Annotated in this window: 20 protein-coding genes and 1 tRNA gene; 12 read left to right on the top strand and 9 right to left on the bottom strand. The window is 68.5% G+C overall.

Annotation, left to right across the window (positions count from 1 at the left end):
- The first annotated feature begins 15 nt into the window (after positions 1 to 15).
- The 6 genes from ACP4J3_RS08420 to ACP4J3_RS08445 all read left to right on the top strand — a co-directional run bounded on the left by ACP4J3_RS08420 (position 16) and on the right by ACP4J3_RS08445 (position 3,505).
- The gene (locus ACP4J3_RS08420) at positions 16 to 171 is read left to right on the top strand and encodes a hypothetical protein (RefSeq protein ID WP_389443966.1); all 156 of its coding nucleotides are present in this window, start codon (positions 16 to 18) and stop codon (positions 169 to 171) included.
- Positions 172 to 185: 14 nt separating this feature from the next.
- Entirely contained in the window at positions 186 to 491 is a 306-nt protein-coding gene (locus tag ACP4J3_RS08425) for a SpdD protein (RefSeq protein ID WP_426532016.1), read from the top strand.
- A gap of 90 nt (positions 492 to 581) precedes the next feature.
- Positions 582 to 764 (top strand): hypothetical protein, encoded by a 183-nt coding sequence (locus tag ACP4J3_RS08430; protein ID WP_426532396.1) that lies wholly within the window; start codon positions 582 to 584, stop codon positions 762 to 764.
- A 7-nt stretch (positions 765 to 771) separates the two neighbouring features.
- Positions 772 to 2,163, top strand: a complete 1,392-nt coding sequence (gene repSA, locus ACP4J3_RS08435) for a replication initiator protein RepSA (RefSeq protein WP_426532018.1) — start codon at positions 772 to 774, stop codon at positions 2,161 to 2,163.
- A complete protein-coding gene (locus ACP4J3_RS08440) occupies positions 2,160 to 2,348 on the top strand; it encodes a helix-turn-helix domain-containing protein (protein WP_426532020.1) in 189 nt (62 codons plus the stop codon). The genes repSA and ACP4J3_RS08440 overlap by 4 nt, the downstream gene beginning before the upstream one ends.
- Positions 2,348 to 3,505 carry a tyrosine-type recombinase/integrase gene (locus tag ACP4J3_RS08445; RefSeq protein WP_426532022.1) on the top strand — a complete coding sequence of 386 codons (1,158 nt, stop codon included), beginning with the start codon at positions 2,348 to 2,350 and terminating at the stop codon, positions 3,503 to 3,505. Before ACP4J3_RS08440 ends, ACP4J3_RS08445 begins: the two co-directional genes overlap by 1 nt.
- 55 nt (positions 3,506 to 3,560) lie before the next feature.
- On the opposite strand, the gene ACP4J3_RS08450 is transcribed toward ACP4J3_RS08445, so the two are convergent.
- From ACP4J3_RS08450 to dnaA, 9 genes are all read right to left on the bottom strand, one after another.
- Positions 3,561 to 3,637 (bottom strand) — tRNA-Ile (locus tag ACP4J3_RS08450).
- Between the two features lie 111 nt (positions 3,638 to 3,748).
- A complete protein-coding gene (locus tag ACP4J3_RS08455; RefSeq protein WP_426532024.1) occupies positions 3,749 to 4,552 on the bottom strand; it encodes a DUF3566 domain-containing protein in 804 nt (267 codons plus the stop codon).
- Positions 4,553 to 4,570: 18 nt separating this feature from the next.
- Entirely contained in the window at positions 4,571 to 7,177 is a 2,607-nt protein-coding gene (gene gyrA / locus ACP4J3_RS08460; RefSeq protein WP_426532025.1) for a DNA gyrase subunit A, read from the bottom strand.
- A 42-nt stretch (positions 7,178 to 7,219) separates the two neighbouring features.
- Entirely contained in the window at positions 7,220 to 9,292 is a 2,073-nt protein-coding gene (gene gyrB / locus ACP4J3_RS08465) for a DNA topoisomerase (ATP-hydrolyzing) subunit B (RefSeq protein ID WP_426532027.1), read from the bottom strand.
- Positions 9,293 to 9,745: 453 nt separating this feature from the next.
- A complete protein-coding gene (locus tag ACP4J3_RS08470) occupies positions 9,746 to 10,294 on the bottom strand; it encodes a DUF721 domain-containing protein (RefSeq protein WP_426532028.1) in 549 nt (182 codons plus the stop codon).
- Positions 10,291 to 11,412: a DNA replication/repair protein RecF gene (recF, locus tag ACP4J3_RS08475; RefSeq protein WP_426532030.1), complete on the bottom strand. Its 1,122-nt coding sequence runs from the start codon at positions 11,410 to 11,412 to the stop codon at positions 10,291 to 10,293. Before recF ends, ACP4J3_RS08470 begins: the two co-directional genes overlap by 4 nt.
- Before the next feature lie 124 nt (positions 11,413 to 11,536).
- Complete coding sequence (gnd, locus tag ACP4J3_RS08480) at positions 11,537 to 12,412, bottom strand: phosphogluconate dehydrogenase (NAD(+)-dependent, decarboxylating) (RefSeq protein WP_426532032.1); 876 nt, start codon at positions 12,410 to 12,412, stop codon at positions 11,537 to 11,539.
- A gap of 290 nt (positions 12,413 to 12,702) precedes the next feature.
- Entirely contained in the window at positions 12,703 to 13,833 is a 1,131-nt protein-coding gene (gene dnaN / locus ACP4J3_RS08485) for a DNA polymerase III subunit beta (RefSeq protein ID WP_194049536.1), read from the bottom strand.
- 880 nt (positions 13,834 to 14,713) lie between these two features.
- Positions 14,714 to 16,630 carry a chromosomal replication initiator protein DnaA gene (gene dnaA, locus ACP4J3_RS08490; protein ID WP_426532034.1) on the bottom strand — a complete coding sequence of 639 codons (1,917 nt, stop codon included), beginning with the start codon at positions 16,628 to 16,630 and terminating at the stop codon, positions 14,714 to 14,716.
- A 384-nt stretch (positions 16,631 to 17,014) separates the two neighbouring features.
- On the opposite strand from dnaA, the gene rpmH reads away from it, so the two are divergent.
- From rpmH to rsmG, 6 genes are all read left to right on the top strand, one after another.
- A complete protein-coding gene (gene rpmH / locus ACP4J3_RS08495) occupies positions 17,015 to 17,152 on the top strand; it encodes a 50S ribosomal protein L34 (protein ID WP_003956500.1) in 138 nt (45 codons plus the stop codon).
- A gap of 21 nt (positions 17,153 to 17,173) precedes the next feature.
- Positions 17,174 to 17,545, top strand: a complete 372-nt coding sequence (gene rnpA, locus ACP4J3_RS08500) for a ribonuclease P protein component (protein WP_426532037.1) — start codon at positions 17,174 to 17,176, stop codon at positions 17,543 to 17,545.
- Positions 17,542 to 17,895 (top strand): membrane protein insertion efficiency factor YidD, encoded by a 354-nt coding sequence (yidD, locus tag ACP4J3_RS08505; RefSeq protein ID WP_426532039.1) that lies wholly within the window; start codon positions 17,542 to 17,544, stop codon positions 17,893 to 17,895. The genes rnpA and yidD overlap by 4 nt, the downstream gene beginning before the upstream one ends.
- 3 nt (positions 17,896 to 17,898) lie before the next feature.
- Complete coding sequence (gene yidC, locus ACP4J3_RS08510; RefSeq protein WP_426532041.1) at positions 17,899 to 19,167, top strand: membrane protein insertase YidC; 1,269 nt, start codon at positions 17,899 to 17,901, stop codon at positions 19,165 to 19,167.
- 15 nt (positions 19,168 to 19,182) lie between these two features.
- The gene (locus ACP4J3_RS08515) at positions 19,183 to 19,695 is read left to right on the top strand and encodes a protein jag (protein WP_426532043.1); all 513 of its coding nucleotides are present in this window, start codon (positions 19,183 to 19,185) and stop codon (positions 19,693 to 19,695) included.
- 125 nt (positions 19,696 to 19,820) lie between these two features.
- Positions 19,821 to 20,537: a 16S rRNA (guanine(527)-N(7))-methyltransferase RsmG gene (gene rsmG / locus ACP4J3_RS08520; protein ID WP_426532045.1), complete on the top strand. Its 717-nt coding sequence runs from the start codon at positions 19,821 to 19,823 to the stop codon at positions 20,535 to 20,537.
- The last annotated feature ends 80 nt before the right edge of the window (positions 20,538 to 20,617 follow it).

The raw sequence follows: 20,617 nt of genomic DNA on the forward strand, positions 1-20,617 counted from the left end.
AAGGGACAGCCCGCCATGGACGTACCGCTCTGGCTCGCCCTGCTCGTCGTCGGATGGCTCGGCGTCAAGCTCGCCCGCCCGCCGTGGTGGCTGGTCGCCGTGCTGCTGGTCGGCGGCTACCTCGTCGCCGGAAGCTTCCTCGCCCCCGCCCTCGGCTCCGTCCTCAAGTAGAAGGGAACCGCCTCGTGTTCACGCCGAAGTACCCGCCCCAGGACACCGCACCGCCCGCCACGGCCACCGCCCCGGCCGTCTACACCCCGGTCCCCCTCCAGCCGACGGCCCCGGCCCCGGTCGCCCCGGCCTCGAACCGGCCGACGGTCCAGCTCACCCCCGGCAGCGCTCTCGCCCTCGCCGCTGGCGGCGGCGCCGTGGTCCTCGTCGTCGGCGCGGTCGTGGTCTCGCTCCTGCTCGCGGTCGCCATCACCGGCGTCTCCGTCGCCGTGGTCGCGGTCGTCCTGCGCCTGCTCATCAAGGACCTGCACAAGCACTGAACGGCCCCGGGGCGGCTCTCTCGCCAAAGACCGCCACCCCGGCGCCTGCACCCCTTCCAGACCCATCGGACCCGAAAGGGAAGCCTCATGATGCCCCAGCACGCCCAGAACACGCGCGTCTGCCGCGACTGCGACGGCTTCGCCACCGCCGCCATCACCACCGGCCCCCGCCACGCCGACGGCACCCGCGCCACCCTCCGCGTCACCTGCCGGGCCTGCAAGGGCACCGGCCACACCGTCCCCGCCTCCGCACTCACCAAGACCGGACGGTGACGACCGCGTGACCGACACCGCCACCATGGCGGGCCTGGACCCGGCCACCCTCGCCGACGTGCTGAGGCTGGCCGGGTCTCCGGACCTCGACCGCATCCAAGAACAGATCCGCCGCACCGGCGGCTGCTCCGACCCGATCCACCTGCAAGGCACCACCGTCACCCGCGACGCAGCCACCGGCCACGTCCTGCACTCCTACTCGACCGACACCGAGCCCGGCGGTCGACTCCGGATCGCTTGCGGCAACCGCCGCGCCTCGCGCTGCCCGTCCTGCGCCTGGACCTACGCAGGCGACACCTACCACCTCATCCGCGCAGGCCTCACCGGCGACCCCGCCAAGGGCACCCCACACACCATCCGAGATCACCCCCGCGTCTTCGCCACCCTCACCGCGCCCTCCTTCGGCCCCGTCCACAACCGCCCTGGCGCCCGCCCCTGCCGCTGCGGCACCCGTCACACCGAGGACGCACCCGAACTCGGCACCCCGCTCGACCCCGAGTCGTACGACTACGCGGGCGCCGTGCTGTGGAATAACCACGCCTCCGACCTGTGGCGCTACTTCACGATCTACCTCCGCCGCGAGATCGCCCGCCGCGCCGGGCTCACCCAGAAGGCAGCCCGCGAGCAGTCCCGCGTGTCCTTCGGCAAGGTCGCGGAGTACCAGAAGCGCGGAGCGGTCCACTTCCACGCCGTGATCCGCTTCGACGGGCCGGAAGGGCCGGACTCCCCGCCCCCCGCCTGGGCCACGCTGGATCTCCTCACGGACGCGATCCAAGCCGCAGCCGCCCGCGTGGCCGTCGACGTGCCCCCGGCTGGTGACCAGCCCGCCCGCACCCTGCGCTGGGGCGCCCAGCTCGATGTGCAGCCGATCGGCGCATTCGGCCAGGGTGAGAAGATCACCGAAGCGGCCGTCGCCTCCTACGTCGCCAAGTACGCCACCAAGGCTGCCGAAACCACCGGCACGGTGGACCGCCGCATCGGCAACAAAGAGGCCCTCGCCCTGCTCGGCGTACCCGACCACCCCGCCCGGCTCATCGCCGCCTGCCTCGACCTGCACGCGCTCTACCCGGACCGCAAGCTGCGGGACTGGGCTCACATGCTCGGCTTCCGCGGCCACTTCTCCACGAAGTCCCGCCGGTACTCCACCACCCTCGGCGCCCTCCGCCAGGTCCGCGCCGACTACCGCGCTGCCCAGCAACGCGAAGCCTTGGGCCTGCCCGACCCCGATGACACGGAGGCAACCACGCTGACCCTCGCGCACTGGTCCTACACCGGACATGGCCACACCCCCGGCGAATCCTGGCTCGCCGCCAACATCCGCCGGGACATCCAGCACAACCGCGAGACCGCCCGCGATGAACTACCCGCCCTGCTCGAACTGGAAGGAGCCGCCGCATGACCACCGCCACATCCGAGTTGCTCACCGTGCCGCAGGTCATGGCGCGGCTCAAAGTCGGACGGACCAAGGTCTACGACCTGATCCGGACTCACCGCCTCGTCTCGATAAAGGTCGACGGGTGCCGGCGCATCCCGGACGACGCCGTCCGCGACTTCATCATTGGCCAGATCGGGGAGGCTGCCTGATGGCCAAGCGTCGGCCCAACGGCGGTGGCACGATCACCAAGCGCAAGGACGGCCGCTACCAAGGCGCTGCCTACGTCACCGACACCGACGGCAATCGAGTCCGGAAGTACGTCTATGGCTCCACCTGGGATGAGGCGAACGAAAAGCTCGACAAGCTCCAAGACCAGGAGCGCAACGGCGTCCCGGTGCCGTCCCGGTCCTGGTCGCTCGGCGAGTGGCTGACGTACTGGCTGGAGCACATTGTCGAGCCGGAGCGCGAGCACAACACGTACGTCAAGTACGAGTCCAAGGTCAGGCTCTACCTGATGCCGCATCTCGCCAAGAAGCCGCTGGTCAAGCTCACGCCCGCCCAAGTCCGCACGTTCATGGCTGCCTTGAAGCGCGAGAAGGTCGGCGCCTCCACACGGTTCGAGGTGCTGCGCGTGCTTCGCAACGCCCTCAACCGGGCCATCCGCGAGGAGCTGCTGACGCGCAACGTCGCGCTCCTGGTCGACATGCCCAAGGTCACCAAGGACAAGGGCAAAGCATGGAACGCCCGTGAGGCGGTCACGTTCCTTCGCGCGACTCGGGCCCACCGCCTCTACGCGGCCTGCGTCCTGGTCCTCGTGCTCGGCCTGCGCCGCAGTGAGCTCCTGGGCCTGCGCTGGCAAGACGTCGACTTCGAGGCGCGGCACTTCACCCCGGTCAAGCAGGTGCAGCGGGTCAAGGGCGTCGGCCTGGTCCTCAAGGACCTCAAGACCGAGTCGTCACAGGCGGTGCTCCCCCTGCCGGAGTTCTGCGCCCGCGCCCTGGAAGAGCGCCGGGAGCTCCAAGAGCTAGAACGGAAGATCGCTGGTGACCACTGGTCGCAGGAACCGGACCATGACCTGATCTTCTCGTCGGAGCACGGCGGCATGATCGACCCGGTGGGCTTCTCCCGCACCTTCGATCGCCTCGTGAAGCGGGCCGGTGTGCGCCGAATCACGGTCCGTCTCGCCCGGCACACCTGCGGCACCCTGCTCGCCTTCCTGAAGGTGCACCCCAAGGTCGCCCAGGCGATCCTCCGCCACAGCCAGATCAGCATGACCATGGACGTCTACACGCACGTGGTCGGCGACAGCGAGCGGGAAGCGGTCGGCATGCTCGCCGAGCTTCTGGAAGATCCACTCATCGGTTGATGTCAGCCGCAGATGTCAAAGACCCCCAGGGAAGATCACCTGGGGGTCTTTTCGCTGGTGGGGCTAACAGGATTTGAACCTGTGGCCTCATCCTTATCAGGGATGCGCTCTAACCAACTGAGCTATAGCCCCGCCGCGCTCTGCGGTGTATGTCCCGCGCGCTGACTCCTGAAGATTAGCGCACGACGTGGGCAGTCCCAAAATCGGTTGTCGGAGGACCGTCAGCCGCGGTTCAGCCGCAGGTCACTCGTCCTCGGCCAGCGTCAGCTCGACGCCGCCCACGAAGCCGGCGGAGAGGTTGTAGATGAACGCGCCGAGCGTCGCCAGCGCCGTCGCGAGGACGACGTCGATGACCGCGATGATCGACGTGAACATCAGGACGTTCGGCAGCGACAGGAAGGACTGCAGGTCGAAGCCGTTCGACTCGTTGGAGCCGGTCGCCTCGGAGATCGTGCCGCCGACCGTCGAGAACACGCCCATGGCGTCCATGACCATCCACAGCATCGCGGACGCGACGATCGTGCAGATGCCCAGCGCGATGGAGAGCAGGAAGCTGACCTTCATCACCGACCACGGGTCGGCCTTGGCCACCCGCAGGCGCGCCTTGCGGGTGCGCGGCGTCGTGCGCGCCCCTGTGCGGGGCCGGCGCACCGCGCTCCCGGGAGCGGGCGTCTGATAGGCCTGCGGCGGGTGGTAGGGCCCGGCGGCCTGCTGCTGCCGTTCCCCGGGCAGCGGCGACGCCGACGCCGCGGGGGCCTGCTGCGCCGCCGCGGGCTGAGGCTGCGGCTGGGCGCCCGCAGCGGCCGAGCCCGCACCGGCCGCGTACTGCTGGGGCTGCGAGCCTCGGGTGTCCGTCACGGTTCCCCCCTGGGATCCGGGTGCGTCGGGCGAGGAAGAGCCCTTCGCCGACGGCTTGATCGCTTTCAACTGCGTGGTGTGCGTGTCCGGCGCGGGCGCGGCGGAGCCACGGCCGCCGCCGTCCGTGTCCTTACCGGCCGTAGAACCGGTCGAGGTACTGGACGATCCGGCGCCCGTGGCTCCGCTCACGATGACTCTCTCCTCGTGCTACTCGGCCGAGGGCGACTCACCCTCGTCCGTGCCGATGGTCTCGGCGGCACCCTCGGCGGTCTCGTCGACGGCCACGTCGCCGTCGACCTCCTCCGCCTCGCGTCCCGCCTCGGCGTTACGTGCGATACCGACGACGGCATCGCGCTTGCCCAGGTTGATCAGTTGGACGCCCATGGTGTCACGGCCCGTCTCCCTGACCTCGTTGACTCGCGTACGAATCACACCGCCGCCCAGCGTGATGGCGAGGATCTCGTCGGTCTCCTCGACCACCAGCGCCCCGACGAGCGAACCGCGATCCTCGACGATCTTGGCGGCCTTGATGCCGAGGCCGCCGCGACCCTGGACGCGATAGTCGTCGACGGCGGTCCGCTTCGCGTACCCACCGTCGGTGGCAGTGAACACGAACGTACCGGGTCGAACAACATTCATCGAGAGCAGCTCGTCGCCCTCGCGGAAGCTCATGCCCTTGACACCCGAGGTGGCGCGGCCCATCGGGCGCAACGACTCGTCCGTGGCGGTGAACCTGATCGACTGCGCCTTCCTGCTGATCAGAAGCAGATCGTCGTCGGCCGAAACCAGCTCGGCACCGATCAGTTCGTCATCGGAACCGTCCTCCATTGAACGGAGGTTGATCGCGATGACACCGCCGGAGCGCGGCGAATCGTAATCCTTCAGAGGCGTCTTCTTCACCAGACCCGCCTTCGTGGCGAGTACCAGGTACGGCGCCGCGTCGTAGTCGCGGATCGCGAGGATCTCGGCGATCGCCTCGTCCGGCTGGAAGGCCAGCAGGTTCGCGACGTGCTGCCCGCGCGCGTCCCGCCCGGCGTCCGGGAGCTCATAGGCCTTGGCCCGGTACACACGGCCCTTGTTGGTGAAGAACAGCAGCCAGTGGTGGGTCGTGGAGACGAAGAAGTGGTCGACGATGTCGTCTTCCTTCAGCTTCGTGCCCCGCACGCCCTTGCCGCCGCGCTTCTGCGCCCGGTAGTCGTCCGTCTTGGTGCGCTTGACGTAGCCGCCGCGTGTGACGGTGACCACGATGTCCTCTTCGGCGATGAGGTCCTCGATGGACATGTCGCCGTCGTAGGGCACCAGCATGGTCTTGCGGTCGTCGCCGTACTTCTCGACGATCGCGGCGAGTTCCTCGCTGACGATGCCGCGCTGGCGGATCGGCGAGGCCAGGATCTCGTTGTACTCGGTGATCTTCGCCTGGAGCTCGTCGTGCTCCTGGATGATCTTCTGGCGCTCCAGGGCGGCCAGTCGGCGCAACTGCATCTCGAGGATGGCGTTGGCCTGGATCTCGTCGATCTCCAGGAGCTCCATCAGGCCCGTACGCGCGACCTCGACCGTCTCACTGGCCCGGATCAGCGCGATCACCTCGTCGATGGCGTCCAGGGCCTTCAGCAGGCCGCGCAGGATGTGCGCCCGCTCCTCGGCCTTGCGCAGGCGGAAGCGCGTACGGCGGACGATGACCTCGATCTGGTGCGTCACCCAGTGGCGGATGAACGCGTCCAGAGAGAGGGTGCGCGGGACGCCGTCGACGAGCGCCAGCATGTTGGCGCCGAAGTTCGTCTGCAGGTCCGTGTGCTTGTAGAGGTTATTGAGTACGACCTTGGCGACCGCGTCCCTCTTGAGCACGATGACCAGGCGCTGGCCGGTGCGCGACGACGTCTCGTCACGGACGTCCGCGATGCCGCCGATCTTGCCGTCCTTCACCAGGTCGGCGATCTTCTGCGCGAGGTTGTCCGGGTTGACCTGATAGGGCAGCTCCGTGACCACCAGGCACTGGCGGTTCTGGATCTCCTCGACCTCGACGACCGCGCGCATGGTGATGGAGCCGCGGCCGGTGCGGTAGGCCTCTTCGATGCCCTTACGGCCCACTACAAGGGCGCCCGTCGGGAAATCAGGGCCCTTGATGCGCTCGATGAGGGCGTCCAGCAGCTCCTCGTGCGACGCCTCGGGGTTCTCCAGGTACCACTGGGCGCCGGCCGCGACCTCGCGCAGGTTGTGCGGCGGGATGTTGGTCGCCATGCCGACCGCGATCCCGGCCGAGCCGTTGATCAGCAGGTTCGGGAAGCGGGAGGGCAGGACGGTCGGCTCCTGGGAGCGGCCGTCGTAGTTGTCCGTGAAGTCGACGGTCTCCTCGTCGATGTCACGGACCATCTCCATCGACAGCGGCGCCATCTTGCACTCGGTGTAGCGCATGGCCGCCGCCGGGTCGTTGCCCGGAGAGCCGAAGTTGCCGTTGGAGTCCACCAGCGGCATCCGCATCGACCACGGCTGCGCGAGGCGGACCAGCGCGTCGTAGATCGAGGAGTCGCCGTGCGGGTGGTAGTTGCCCATGACGTCGCCGACCACGCGCGCGCACTTGTAGAAGCCGCGCTCGGGTCGGTAGCCGCCGTCGTACATGGCGTACAGGACGCGGCGGTGGACGGGCTTGAGGCCGTCGCGGACGTCCGGCAGCGCACGCGAGACGATGACGGACATCGCGTAGTCGAGGTACGAGCGCTGCATCTCCGTCTCGAGGCCGACGGGCTCGACGCGCAGCCCGGCCTCGTCGGCCTCTTCAGGCGTGACAGGCGTGACGGGAGTGTTCTCGTCGGTCATTGCTGGTGAAAGTCCTTCCTGGTGCGGTCAGCTCGGACCGACTCAGATGTCGAGGAAGCGGACATCCTTGGCGTTGCGCTGGATGAACTGGCGGCGGGCCTCGACGTCCTCGCCCATGAGGACCGAGAACAGGTCGTCGGCCTGGGCGGCGTCGTCGAGGGTGACCTGGCCGAGGACGCGGTGCTCCTGGTCCATCGTCGTCACGCGCAGCTCCTCGGCGTTCATCTCACCGAGACCCTTGAAGCGCTGGATCGAGTCCTCCTTGACGCGCTTTCCGCGCTGGCGGCCCATCTCGATCAGCGCGTCGCGCTCGCGGTCGGAGTACGCGTAGTCGACCTCGTCCCGACCCCACTTGATCTTGTACAGCGGGGGACGCGACAGGAACACGTGACCGGCCTCGACCAGCGGCCGCATGAAGCGGAACAGGAAGGTCAGCAGCAGGGTGTTGATGTGCTGGCCGTCGACATCGGCGTCCGCCATCAGGATGATCTTGTGATAGCGGAGCTTCTCGATGTCGAAGTCCTCGTGCACACCGGTGCCGAAGGCCGAGATCAGCGCCTGGATCTCCTGGTTCTGCAGGATCTTGTCGATCCGCGCCTTCTCGACGTTGAGGATCTTGCCTCGGATCGGGAGGATCGCCTGGTACTGCGGGTTGCGGCCGGACTTGGCCGAGCCGCCGGCGGAGTCACCCTCGACGATGAAGATCTCGCACTTGGTGGGGTCGTTCGACTGGCAGTCGGAGAGCTTGCCCGGGAGCGAGGCGCTCTCCAGCAGGCCCTTGCGGCGGGTCAGGTCGCGGGCCTTGCGGGCCGCCACGCGCGCGGTGGCCGCCTGGATACCCTTGCGGATGATGTCCGCCGCCTCGTTCGGGTTGCGGTCCAGCCAGTCGTTGAGGTGCTCGTAGACCGCCCGCTGCACGAAGGTCTTGGCCTCCGTGTTGCCCAGCTTGGTCTTGGTCTGGCCCTCGAACTGCGGCTCGCTGAGCTTCACCGAGATGATCGCGGTCAGACCCTCGCGGATGTCGTCACCCGTGAGGTTGTCGTCCTTCTCGCGCAGCAGCTTCTTGTCGCGCGCGTACTTGTTGATCAGGCTCGTGAGGGCCGCGCGGAAGCCCTCCTCGTGGGTGCCGCCCTCGTGCGTGTGGATGATGTTGGCGAAGGAGTACACGCCCTCGCTGTAACCGCTGTTCCACTGCATGGCGACCTCGAGGGACAGGCTCTTGTCCTTGTCCTCCGCCTCCAGGTCGATGACGGTGGGGTGCACCACGTCTCCCTTGCGGGAGTTGAGGTACTTCACGAAGTCGACGATGCCGCCCTCGTAGTGGTACGTGACGGTCTTGACCTCGTCCTTCTCGTCCGCACCCGCCTCGTCCGCACCGGCGGTCGCCTTCGCCGACTCGCGCTCGTCGGTGAGTTTGATCGTCAAACCCTTGTTGAGGAACGCCATCTCCTGGAAGCGCCGCGAGAGCGTCTCGAAGGAGTAGTCCGTGGTCTCGAAGATGTCGCCGTCGGCCCAGAAGGTGACCGACGTACCCGTCTCCTGAGTGGCCTCGTTCTTGGCCAGCGCGGCCGTCGGGACGCCCATCTTGTAGTCCTGCGTCCAGCGGTGACCGTCGGTCTTGACCTCGACGGCGACCTTCGAGGACAGCGCGTTCACGACGGACACACCCACGCCGTGCAGACCACCGGAGACCGCGTAGCCGCCGCCGCCGAACTTGCCGCCCGCGTGCAGCACGGTCAGCACGACCTCGACGGCCGGCTTGCCTTCGGACGGAACGATGCCGACCGGGATGCCACGGCCGTTGTCGACGACGCGCACGCCGCCGTCGGCCAGGATCGTCACGTCGATGGTGTCCGCGTGGCCGGCCAGCGCCTCGTCGACGGCGTTGTCGACCACCTCGTACACGAGGTGGTGCAGGCCGCGCTCGCCGGTCGAACCGATGTACATACCGGGTCGCTTGCGAACCGCGTCCAGACCCTCGAGGACGGTGATGGCACTCGCGTCGTAGGACGCCGTGACTGAGGCCTCGGCGACTGCGGCCGCGGCCTCGGTGGACGGGATGTTCTCGTTGGGGTTGCCGGAATCGGCCACGAAGCGCCCTTTCTGGCACAGCACGAGCCGGGCTCGTCGGCGGGTTGCCGGAGCGGCTGCGGCATGTTGCGTTGGTAAGCCTTGATCAGCGTTGCTCAGCTTTTCCCGGACGGTCCCCACGATTGGGGCGGGATTGGGCTCCAGTCTACCGGTAGCGCCGACAGTGATGGGGGTTTGCCGGTACCTGAGTCCGCATGTGCCGCCCTGAATCCGGCTCGCGCGACTCCCGATATGCGGATGGGGGCTCCAAGAGGCTCACAGAGCCACTCAGCGCTTCCGGCCGTCAACCCTTGGCTACTTACGAGTCAGGTCATGATTCACAACCGCACGCAGGGGTACGACAAGGCGGGCGCCGACCGCGCTCCGTGACCGCCGACGATTGCTGATGTGATGTCGGTCACCTGGGACTGACGGGGCTGCAGGGACTGCTGTGACGGCGGCCCGACATGCCCTTTGTCGCGCGTCCCGCCGTTGCGCTCACCCGTAGGTGTCGCCGGGCCCCGTGCTGCCGGGCGCGCGCAGCGGGCCGTAGCGGCGGGCGGGACCCCCGGGACCCTGCACCTTGATCTGCTTCACCGCGCCATGCCCGAGGTCCTCGTTGAGCCGGGCGACCAGCGTCGGGGCGAGCATCCGCAGGTTCGTCGCCCAGACCGTCGAGTCGCAGCGCACCACCAGGACCCGCTCGTCCTCGTCGTACTTCTCCGGCACACAGTGCTTGGCGACGTCCTCGCCGACGATCTGGGGCCAGCGGCCCATCACACCGCCCACAGCGGCCGGGGTCTCCCAGCCCCGCTCGGTGATCAAGCGGTTAATGGCGGAGCCGAGCGCCATGGGGTCGCGTCCGTCGGCCCGCGCGCCGGAGCGAAGGCCCCCGCGCCGCGCCTGCTTCTTCTGCCGCGCCGCGTCCCCACGCGCGCGTGCCTGCTCCTTGGCCGCCCTGAGCGCCACGCGCGCGAGGTCGACGCCGGACGGTTCAGGGGTCTTCTCGGCCGCCTCGGGGGCGTTCTCGGACGGGTTCTCGCTCATACGCGCTCCACCGCCCCCTCCGACACCGAGTACCGCGCCCCGCTCAGCACGTGCGGTACGTCGTCGTCGACCGCGGCCGTCACCAGGACCTGCTCGCCGGGCGCGACCAGCTCCGCCAGGCGCTCACGGCGCCGGCTGTCCAGCTCGGCGAAAACGTCGTCGAGGACCAGCACCGGCTCGTTGCCCTCGGCCCGCAGCAGGTCGTACGAGGCCAGGCGCAGCGCCAGCGCGTAGGACCAGGACTCGCCGTGGGAGGCGTATCCCTTGGCGGGCAACTGACCGAGCTTGAGCAGCAGATCGTCCCGGTGCGGGCCCACGAGGGTGACGCCCCGCTCGATCTCCTGCTTACGGGCCTCGGCGAGCGCAGCCATGAGCTGCTCGAAGAGATCCTCGCGCGTGTGCGCCTCGCCGGGCGCCGACGGCTTGTAGTCCAGCGCGACGGGGCCGCCGCCGGGGGCGAGCTGCTCGTACGCCTTGTCGGCCAGCGGCTGGATCGCCGCGATCAGGTCCAGGCGCTGGGCGAGCAACTCGGCGCCCGCGCGCGCGAGATGCTGGTCCCAGACGTCCAGTGTGGACAGATCCATCGCGCGGCCGCCGTGCCGACGGGCCAGCGCGGCCGACTTCAGGAGGGTGTTGCGCTGCTTGAGGACCCGCTCGTAGTCGGAGCGCACGCCCGCCATGCGCGGGGAACGGGCGGTGATCAGCTCGTCGAGGAAGCGGCGCCGCTCGCCGGGGTCGCCCTTGACCAGGGCGAGGTCCTCCGGCGCGAACAGGACGGTCCGCACGATGCCGAGCACGTCACGGGGTCTGACCTGCGAGGACCTGTTGATGCGGGCCCGGTTGGCCTTGCCCGGGTTCAGCTCCAGCTCGACGAGCTGCTGCCGGTCGCCCTGCCGTACCTGCGCCCTGATGATCGCCCGGTCGGCGCCCATGCGGACCAGGGGGGCGTCGGAGGCGACGCGGTGGCTGCCGAGGGTGGCGAGATAGCCGACGGCCTCGACGAGGTTCGTCTTGCCCTGGCCGTTGGGGCCGACGAAGGCGGTGACGCCCGGGTCGAGCGGTACTTCGCCCCGGGCGTACGAGCGGAAGTCGGCCAGCGACAGATGCGTGACGTGCATGGTCGTTCGCCGACCTCCCCCAACGTGTGGTTCCGCTTTCCCCAGTTGTGGACAACCGGGCCACTCCCGAGGGTGCCAGGTCGGCATCCCCAGGGTGTGGATTACTTCTTCTCGTTTCCGACGGTCACTTCTTCTCGACCGCGTGGCCTCCGAACTGGTTCCGCAGCGCCGCGATCATCTTCATCTGCGGCGAGTCGTCCTGGCGGGAGGCGAACCGCGCGAACAGCGACGCGGTGATCGCCGGCAGCGGCACCGCGTGGTCGATCGCGGCCTCCACGGTCCAGCGTCCCTCACCGGAGTCCTGTGCAAAACCCTTGAGCCTGTCCAGGTGCTCGTCCTCGTCGAGGGCGTTCACCGCGAGGTCCAGCAGCCAGGAACGTATGACCGTGCCCTCCTGCCAGGAGCGGAAGACCTCCCGGACGTCCGTGACGGAGTCGACCTTCTCCAGCAGCTCCCAGCCCTCGGCGTAGGCCTGCATCATCGCGTACTCGATGCCGTTGTGGACCATCTTCGCGAAGTGCCCCGCGCCGACCTTGCCGGCGTGCACGGCACCGAAGTCGCCCTTCGGCTTGAGGGCGTCGAAGACCGGCTGCACCTTGGCGACGTTCTCCGCGTCGCCGCCGTACATCAGCGCATAGCCGTTCTCCAGGCCCCAGACGCCGCCGGAGACGCCGCAGTCGACGAAGCCGATGCCCTTGGCCGCCAGCTCCTCGGCGTGCTTCTCGTCGTCCGTCCAGCGGGAGTTGCCGCCGTCCACGACGACGTCACCGGGCTCCAGCAGCTCCGCGAGCTCGTCGATGGTCGACTGGGTCGCGGCACCGGCCGGGACCATCACCCAGACCACGCGCGGGCCCGAGAGCTTGCCCACAAGCTCTTCCAGGCTGTGGACATCCGCGAGGTCCGCGTTGCGGTCGTATCCGACGACGGTGTGGCCCGCGCGGCGGATCCGCTCGCGCATGTTGCCGCCCATCTTGCCGAGGCCGACGAGACCGAGCTCCATCAGTTGTTCCTTAGGTCGCTGTGTGGCGTGCGGGGCACCCCTCGCACCCCTGGGGCACCTTCGTACCCACGTCCGAGCCTAAACCCGGACGCACGCGCACATCTGTGGGCATACCTGCTCAGACGTACGCCCTCACCTGCGGCTTCTCCCACAGGCCGAGGTCACCTCTCCACCGGCCTGTGGACAACTGTCGGCTGTTTCAGCCGCTCAGGCGCACCGGCATACTGCGATCTTGTGGGGGATAACCCCCACACCCCCAGCAGTCGTCCACTCCGAGTCGGCTCGAGAGCTCAGCCGCTCAGACGCACCGGCATGATCAGGTACTTGTAGGCCTCGTCCGCCTCGGCGTCCAGCGCCGGCTTGCCGCTCAGCAGCGCGGGCTTGGTGGACGTCGTGAACGAGAGCTGGGCCACCGGGGAGTCGATGGCGCTCAGGCCGTCCAGCAGGAACGTCGGGTTGAAGGCGATCGAGATGTCGTCGCCCTCCAGCTGGGCGTCGACCCTTTCCACAGCCTGTGCGTCGTCGCTGGAACCGGCCTCCAGGATGAGCACGCCCTGCTCGAAGCTCAGGCGCACCGGGGTGTTCCGCTCGGCGACCAGGGCCACACGCTTGACGGCCTCCACGAAGGGGGCGGTCTCGATCACGGCGACGGAGTTGAACTCCGTCGGGAACAGCGTGCGGTACTTCGGGAGGTCGCCCTCCAGCAGCCGGGTCGTGGTACGGCGGCCCGCGCCCTCGAAGCCGATCAGGCCCTCGCCCGCACCCGAGCCCGACAGCGCCAGCGTCACGCTGTCGCCGCTGGTGAGCGCCTTGGCGGTGTCCAGGAGCGTCTTGGCGGGGACCAGGGCGACCGCGGAGGCCTCCGGGTTCTCCGGCTTCCACAGGAACTCGCGGACGGCGAAGCGGTAGCGGTCGGTGGACGCCAGCGTCACCGTGTCGCCCTCGATCTCGATGCGCACACCGGTCAGGACGGGCAGGGTGTCGTCACGGCCGGCGGCGATGGCGACCTGGGCGGCCGCGGAGGCGAAGACCTCGCCGGGGACGGTGCCCGTGGCGTTCGGCATCTGCGGCAGGGCCGGGTACTCCTCCACAGGCAGGGTGTGGAGTGTGAAGCGCGAGGAGCCACAGACCACGGTCGCCCGTACACCGTCTGTGGAAATCTCCACCGGGCGGTTGGGCAGCGCGCGGCAGATGTCGGCGAGCAGCCGGCCGGAGACGAGGACGGTGCCCTCCTCGTCCACCTCCGCCTCCACCGACACGCGCGCGGAGACCTCGTAGTCGAAGCTGGACAGGCTCAGAGCCCCGTCCTCGGCCTTCAGCAGCAGGCCGGCGAGGACAGGCGCCGGCGGACGGGCCGGGAGGCTGCGCGCCGCCCAGGCCACTGCCTCCGCGAGTACGTCGCGTTCCACCCGGATCTTCACTGTTGCCGCCTCCTGCTGTTGCCGGCGCTTCTCGGCCTGCCTGGCTTCGTCGTCTGTGTCGGTGTCGTCGGGCCCGGTGAGGGGAAGGACACCGGGAACAGTCTGACGCACCCCACTGACAGTAGGTGCCTCTCGGGGTCAAGTCGTGACGAGGGGCAGCCGGGAGCCGGACGGCGAGTTGTGCACAGGACCCCCTTCGAAACGAATTCCCCGCTCTCTCTGGTCGGGAGTAGTAGTAGGGCCTGTGGATACCGTGGATAACCACGTTTGCCCAGCTCAGAGCGGAGATTTTGTCCACGGGCCCTGTGGGCGGCGGCAGTGGACAACCAGGTGAGTCTGTGGAGAACGGAAAGTTCTGCACACCCCATGCACAGCCTGAGGCGACTTCTCCCCAACGCCGTCCCCAGCTTTACCCACCTTTCCCACAGCCCAATCCGGCAGCTTTGTGTGACGCCTTTCACTCGACCCGGTGAGGAGGCGCGTCGCGTTGCCGAACAGTGGACAGCGATGTGGAGAAGCTGGAGATCGCTGGGGACAACCGGCCCCAGCCTGTGGGTTGTCGGTGGACAACTCCGTGCACAGCCTGTGGATCTCCGCTCTGTCCACAGTCTGTGGAGATCGTTCGTCCACGAATCCACATGCCGGTGACCTGGTCTGATCGTCTTTCAACAGGGGTCGCTGTGGACACAGTCTGGACAACTTCCCAGTCCCCAGGGTGTGGACGGGAAAAACTCACCGAATCTGTGGAGAGTGGCCGTAACGCGGCAGGTATTCGAACAGCCGACGGCCGCGGCATGACGAAGGGCGCCCCGGGATCTCGTCCCGGAGCGCCCTCAGTGGCGTAGGACCGGCTCGGCCGGCCCGCTCGCCGGTGGCTGTCTCAACCGTTCTTGATGCGGTTGGTGAGCTCGGTGACCTGGTTGTAGATGGAGCGTCGCTCGGCCATCAGATTGCGGATCTTGCGGTCGGCGTGCATCACCGTGGTGTGGTCGCGGCCGCCGAACAGCGCGCCGATCTTCGGCAGCGACAGGTCCGTCAGCTCGCGGCACAGGTACATGGCGATCTGCCGGGCCGTGACGAGCTGGCGGCCGCGCGAGCTGCCGCACAGGTCCTCTACCGTGAGGCCGAAGTAGTCGGCGGTCGCGCTCATGATGGCCGTCGAGGTGATCTCCGGCGTCGCGTCGTCGCCACCGGGGATCAGGTCCTTCAGGACGATCTCCGTCAGGCCCAGGTCCACCGGCTGCCGGTTGAGCGAGGCGAACGCCGTCACCCGGATCAGCGCGCCCTCCAGCTCGCGGATGTTGCGCGAGATACGGGAGGCGATGAACTCCAGTACCTCCGGCGGGGCGTTGAGCTGCTCCTGGACGGCCTTCTTGCGCAGAATCGCGATGCGCGTCTCCAGCTCGGGCGGCTGGACGTCGGTGATCAGGCCCCACTCGAAACGGTTCCGCAGCCGGTCCTCCAGGGTCACCAGTTGCTTGGGCGGCCGGTCGCTGGAGAGCACGATCTGCTTGTTGGCGTTGTGGAGCGTGTTGAAGGTGTGGAAGAACTCCTCCTGCGTCGACTCCTTGTCCGCCAGGAACTGGATGTCGTCGACGAGCAGGATGTCCATCTCGCGGTAGCGCTTGCGGAAGCTGTCGCCCTTGCCGTCGCGGATGGAGTTGATGAACTCGTTGGTGAACTCCTCGGAGCTCACGTACCGCACGCGCGTGCCGGGGTACAGGCTGCGCGCGTAGTGCCCGATCGCATGCAGCAGGTGCGTCTTGCCGAGTCCCGACTCCCCATAGATGAACAGGGGGTTGTACGCCTTCGCGGGTGCCTCGGCGACGGCGACCGCGGCCGCGTGCGCGAAGCGGTTGGAGGCACCGATGACGAACGTGTCGAAGAGGTACTTCGGGTTCAGGCGCGCGGTCGGCTCGCCTGGGCCGGGCGCCGGCGCGGGCTGCGCGGCCAGCGGGCCGGGGGCGCCGGTGGCCGGCAGGTTCGTGCCGACGGGGCCGCCGCGGTGCACATGGCCGGAGCCGACGGGCGGGTCGGGCAGCTCGCGCCGGGCGCCCTGGTCGTAGTCGGCGCGCGGCTGGTCGTACTCCGGCCGCTGTTGCTCGTAGTCGGGGCGGTGCCCGTCGTAGGACGGCCGCTCCATCGGCTGCGGGCGGTAGTCCTGAGAAGGGGAGCCGTAGGCGTCCTGTGTATAGGAGTCCTGCGACGGCGATGCGTACGGGTCCCGCTCGGGGAAGCCGAGCCGCTGCTGCTGCCAGCCGTACTCGTCCTGCGTCGGGCGCGGCCAGTTGCCGGGGGCGGGCTCGGAGCGCTGGTACTCGCTCGGGTAGGCCGGGCGCGCGGTGGGCAGCGGGTCGGCGGAGGAGCCGGGCCTCTGGTCGTCGGCGCGGTGGCGGCCGTAGCCCTCGTACGAGGGGAGCTCGGGCTCCTCGTAGCGGGGCTGGGGCGGTGGGGGGCCTGCCTGCTCGAACGACGTCGAGCGCTTGGGGGAGGAAGGCATCGGCGGGGCCGGGGGGTCGCCGGCGGAGTCGTCGACGGTGATCGCGATGCGGATCGGGCGGCCGCATTCGCGGCTCAGGGTGTCGCTGACGATCGGGGCGAGACGGCCCTCCAGTACGCCCTTCGCAAATTCGTTCGGTACGGCGAGCAGGGCGGTGTCCGCGACCAGCGCGAGCGGCTGGCAACGCCGGATCCAGTGCTCGTCCTTCGCCTCGACACCCTGTCCGCGGCCCTCACCGAGAAGCTGCTCCAGTACTCGTGGCCACACTGCGGCAAGATCGGCAGGTACGTCAGCCACAGGGCACGCTCTCTCACAGGTCCCACGAACGTGTGATGGTGGGACGGGTCGGGATTCAAAACGGGCGGAGCCAGATTCAGGGGGACAAGGGAACGAATCGGAGTTCAGCCACGGTAGTCAGGGCGGCGGGTGCGGTTCAAGTTGTTGTCCCCAGCCTGTGGATAGTGTCTCCCCGTGACCTCTGGTTTGACCGGATGGCGTAGCCGCGCGTACCGTAACCAGGTCGAGTTGTCGATGGCTGCTGCCGCCTGCCTCCGATGGGCACAGATCGCGTCAAGGTGATCGGTAAGCGGTGCACTCGGGCGTAACTGCGAGCTACTCGTGGGCGCACGGTGACAGCCAGGACGGCACCCCGCAAACACCGATTCTTTCTGGAGCCCCCGAGTGAGCAAGCGCACCTTCCAGCCGAACAACCGTCGTCGCGCGAAGACCCACGGCTTCCGGCTGCGTATGCGCACCCGTGCCGGCCGCGCGATTCTCGCGTCCCGCCGTAGCAAGGGTCGCGCCCGTCTGTCCGCCTGATCCCGATCAGGTCATGACGTCGTGCTGCCCACCGAGAACCGGCTGAGGCGGCGCGAGGACTTCGCGACCGCGGTACGACGAGGACGCCGGGCAGGACGCCAGCACCTCGTCGTCCACCTTCGTAGCGGTGCCACGGACCCGCACGCGCCTGGGGAGAGCGCTCCCCCGACGCGTGCGGGTTTCGTCGTGAGCAAGGCTGTCGGTGGCGCGGTCGTGCGGAACAAGGTGAAGCGCAGGCTTCGCCATCTGATGCGCGACCGAGTCGACCGGCTGCCCCCCGGTAGCCTGGTAGTCGTACGAGCGTTGCCCGGTGCGGGTGACGCCGACCATGCACTGCTGGCCCAAGACCTGGATGCCGCTCTGCAGCGGCTGCTGGGAGGGGGCGCGCGATGAAGTACCCACTGCTGGCTCTGATCAAGCTGTACCAGTGGACGATCAGTCCGCTGCTCGGGCCGGTGTGCAAGTACTACCCGTCGTGCTCCCACTACGGGTACACGGCCATTGACCGGCACGGTGCGATCAAGGGCACGGCGCTCACCGCCTGGCGCATCCTGCGGTGCAACCCGTGGTCGCTGGGCGGTGTGGACCATGTCCCGCCACGCAAGCGTCCGCGGTGGCACGAGATGCTGCGCAACGCGTGGCGCGCACGGAAGGGCGGGCCCTCCGCCGCCGAAACGGCCACCGAGGAGAATGTTTCTTCGAGCCCGGCCGCAGAGACCTCGCCCCATGCCCAAGGAGCATGATTAGTGGACACGATTGCCAGCCTCTTCAGCTTCATCACGACACCCGTCTCCTGGGTCATCGTCCAGTTCCACAAGGTGTACGGCGCCCTCTTCGGCGACGACTCCGGGTGGGCCTGGGGCCTGTCCATCGTGTCCCTGGTGATTCTGATCCGTATCTGCCTGATCCCGCTCTTCGTGAAGCAGATCAAGGCGACCCGGGCCATGCAGACGCTGCAGCCTGAGATGAAGAAGATCCAGGAGCGCTACAAGAACGACAAGCAGCGTCAGTCCGAAGAGATGATGAAGCTGTACAAGGAGACGGGCACCAACCCGCTCTCCTCGTGCCTTCCCATCCTGGCGCAGTCGCCGTTCTTCTTCGCCCTGTATCACGTGCTCAACAGCATCGCGAACAACGACACCGTCGGTGTCATCAACCAGAGCCTGCTGGAGAGCGCGCAGAAGGCGCACATCTTCGGGGCCCCGCTGGCCGCGAAGTTCACCGACAGCACGTCCGAGGTCGCCGCGCTCGACGCGTCGCTGACCACGGTCCGCATCGTCACCGCGGTCATGATCGTCCTGATGTCTGCGTCGCAGTTCTACACGCAGCGCCAGCTCATGACGAAGAACGTCGACACCACGGTGAAGACGCCGTTCATGCAGCAGCAGAAGATGCTGATGTACATCTTCCCGGTCATGTTCGCTGTCTTCGGCATCAACTTCCCGGTCGGTGTCCTCGTCTACTGGCTGACCACCAACGTGTGGACCATGGGCCAGCAGATGTACGTCATCCACAACAACCCGACCCCGGGTTCCAAGGCCCAGGCCGCGTACCTGGAGCGCCTGACCAAGCACGTCACGCACCACGGCAAGACCCGCGGCCGTGGCGAGCGCGCCGTCGTCAAGGCCATCGTCGCCAAGGGCCGCGACCGCAACGAGTACGAGCGCAAGTTCATCAACGGCCTGAGCAAGGCCGGCCTCGCGGCGCAGGCCGACGGCACCGTGGTGAAGAGCGAGGCCGCCGTCGCCACCGTGGCCGAGGACGGTACGCCGACCACTGCCGCGGCCCCCAAGCGCCAGCAGCCGAAGCGGCAGTCCAAGGCCCAGCGTCAGTCCGGCGGCCCGAAGGCGGCCGGCGAGCCGACGTCGCTGGAGAAGTCCGACGCCCCCGAGGACGCCAAGCCGGGCGGTGCCAAGAAGTCCGCGCAGAAGCCCGGCAGCGGCACCCGTAGCAAGGCCCAGTCCGGGCAGCGCAAGGGCGGTCCGCAGCGCCCCAAGTCCCCGTCCAAGAAGTAAGAAGGAGCCCATCCCGTGACGGAAGGCACCACCTCCGCCGCTGCCGAGGGTGCAGACACCCTGACCCGCCTGGAGCAGGAGGGCGAGATCGCGGCGGACTACCTCGAGGGTCTGCTCGACATCGCCGATCTCGACGGCGACATCGACATGGACGTCGAGGCCGACCGCGCCGCTGTCTCGATCATCAGCGACACGGGCAGCCGAGACCTGCAGAAGCTGGTCGGGCGCGACGGCGAGGTGCTGGAAGCGCTCCAGGAGCTCACGCGCCTGGCCGTGCACCGGGAGACCGGGGACCGCAGCCGGCTGATGCTGGACATCGCGGGCTACCGCGCCAAGAAGCGCGCCGAGCTGTCCGAGCTGGGCGCCAAGGCCGCCGCCGAGGTCAAGAACACCGGCGAGCCCGTGAAGCTCAAGCCGATGACGCCGTTCGAGCGCAAGGTCGTGCACGACGCGGTGAAGTCGGCGGGCCTGCGCAGCGAGTCCGAGGGCGAGGAACCGCAGCGGTTCGTCGTCGTGCTTCCCGCCTGATCGGCCCGTACGTCTCCACCGGCCCCGTCTGTCCGCAGGCGGGGCCGAACTTTGTCAGCCTGTTAGTTCTGGTGGTTCTGGTGTCGGCGCTCCGGGCGCCGGCGAGGTACGGAAGGACGGTCCCCGTGACGGAGGCAGCGGAGCTTCCCCCTGCGCCTGAGCAGGCACGTGAGGTGTTCGGTGATCGCTACGCCGATGCGGTCCGCTACGCCGAACTGCTCGCCGAGGCGGGTGTGCAGCGCGGCCTGATCGGGCCGAGAGAGGTGCCCCGTCTGTGGGAGCGGCATCTGCTGAACTGCGCTGTGCTCTCGGAGGTCGTTCCCGAGGGCGTGACGGTGTGCGACGTGGGCTCGGGCGCCGGCCTGCCCGGTATCCCGCTGGCGCTGGTCCGGGAGGATCTGAAGATCACCCTGCTGGAACCTCTGCTGCGGCGTACGACCTTCCTGACCGAGGTCGTGGAGCTGCTGGGGCTGGACCATGTGACGGTCGTCCGTGGTCGGGCCGAGGAGGTCATGGGGAAGCTGCCGCCGGTGCATGTCGTGACCGCTCGTGCCGTGGCTCCGCTGGACCGACTGGCCACCTGGGGCATCCCGCTGCTGCGCCCTTACGGCGAAATGCTGGCGCTCAAGGGGGACACCGCGGAGGAAGAGCTGAAGAGCGCGGCGACGGCTCTGAGCAAGCTGGGCGCGGTGGAGACATCGATCCTCCATGTCGGGGAGGGCGTGGTCGATCCGATGTCCACGGTTGTGCGCGTCGAGGTCGGGGAGAGCCCGGGCGGTGTGCGCTTCGCGGCGAAGCGGGCGAAGGCGGCCAGGACCGGTCGGGCGCGTCGACGACGCTGACTCATTGGGCGGGGTCAGTGCCGACGGCTGATCCGTCCTGACGACGAGACGTACTCCACACAAGCTGGCAAACCTACCCA

This window comes from Streptomyces sp. UG1 (genome assembly GCF_049974585.1).
Classification (GTDB): Bacteria; Actinomycetota; Actinomycetes; order Streptomycetales; family Streptomycetaceae; genus Streptomyces.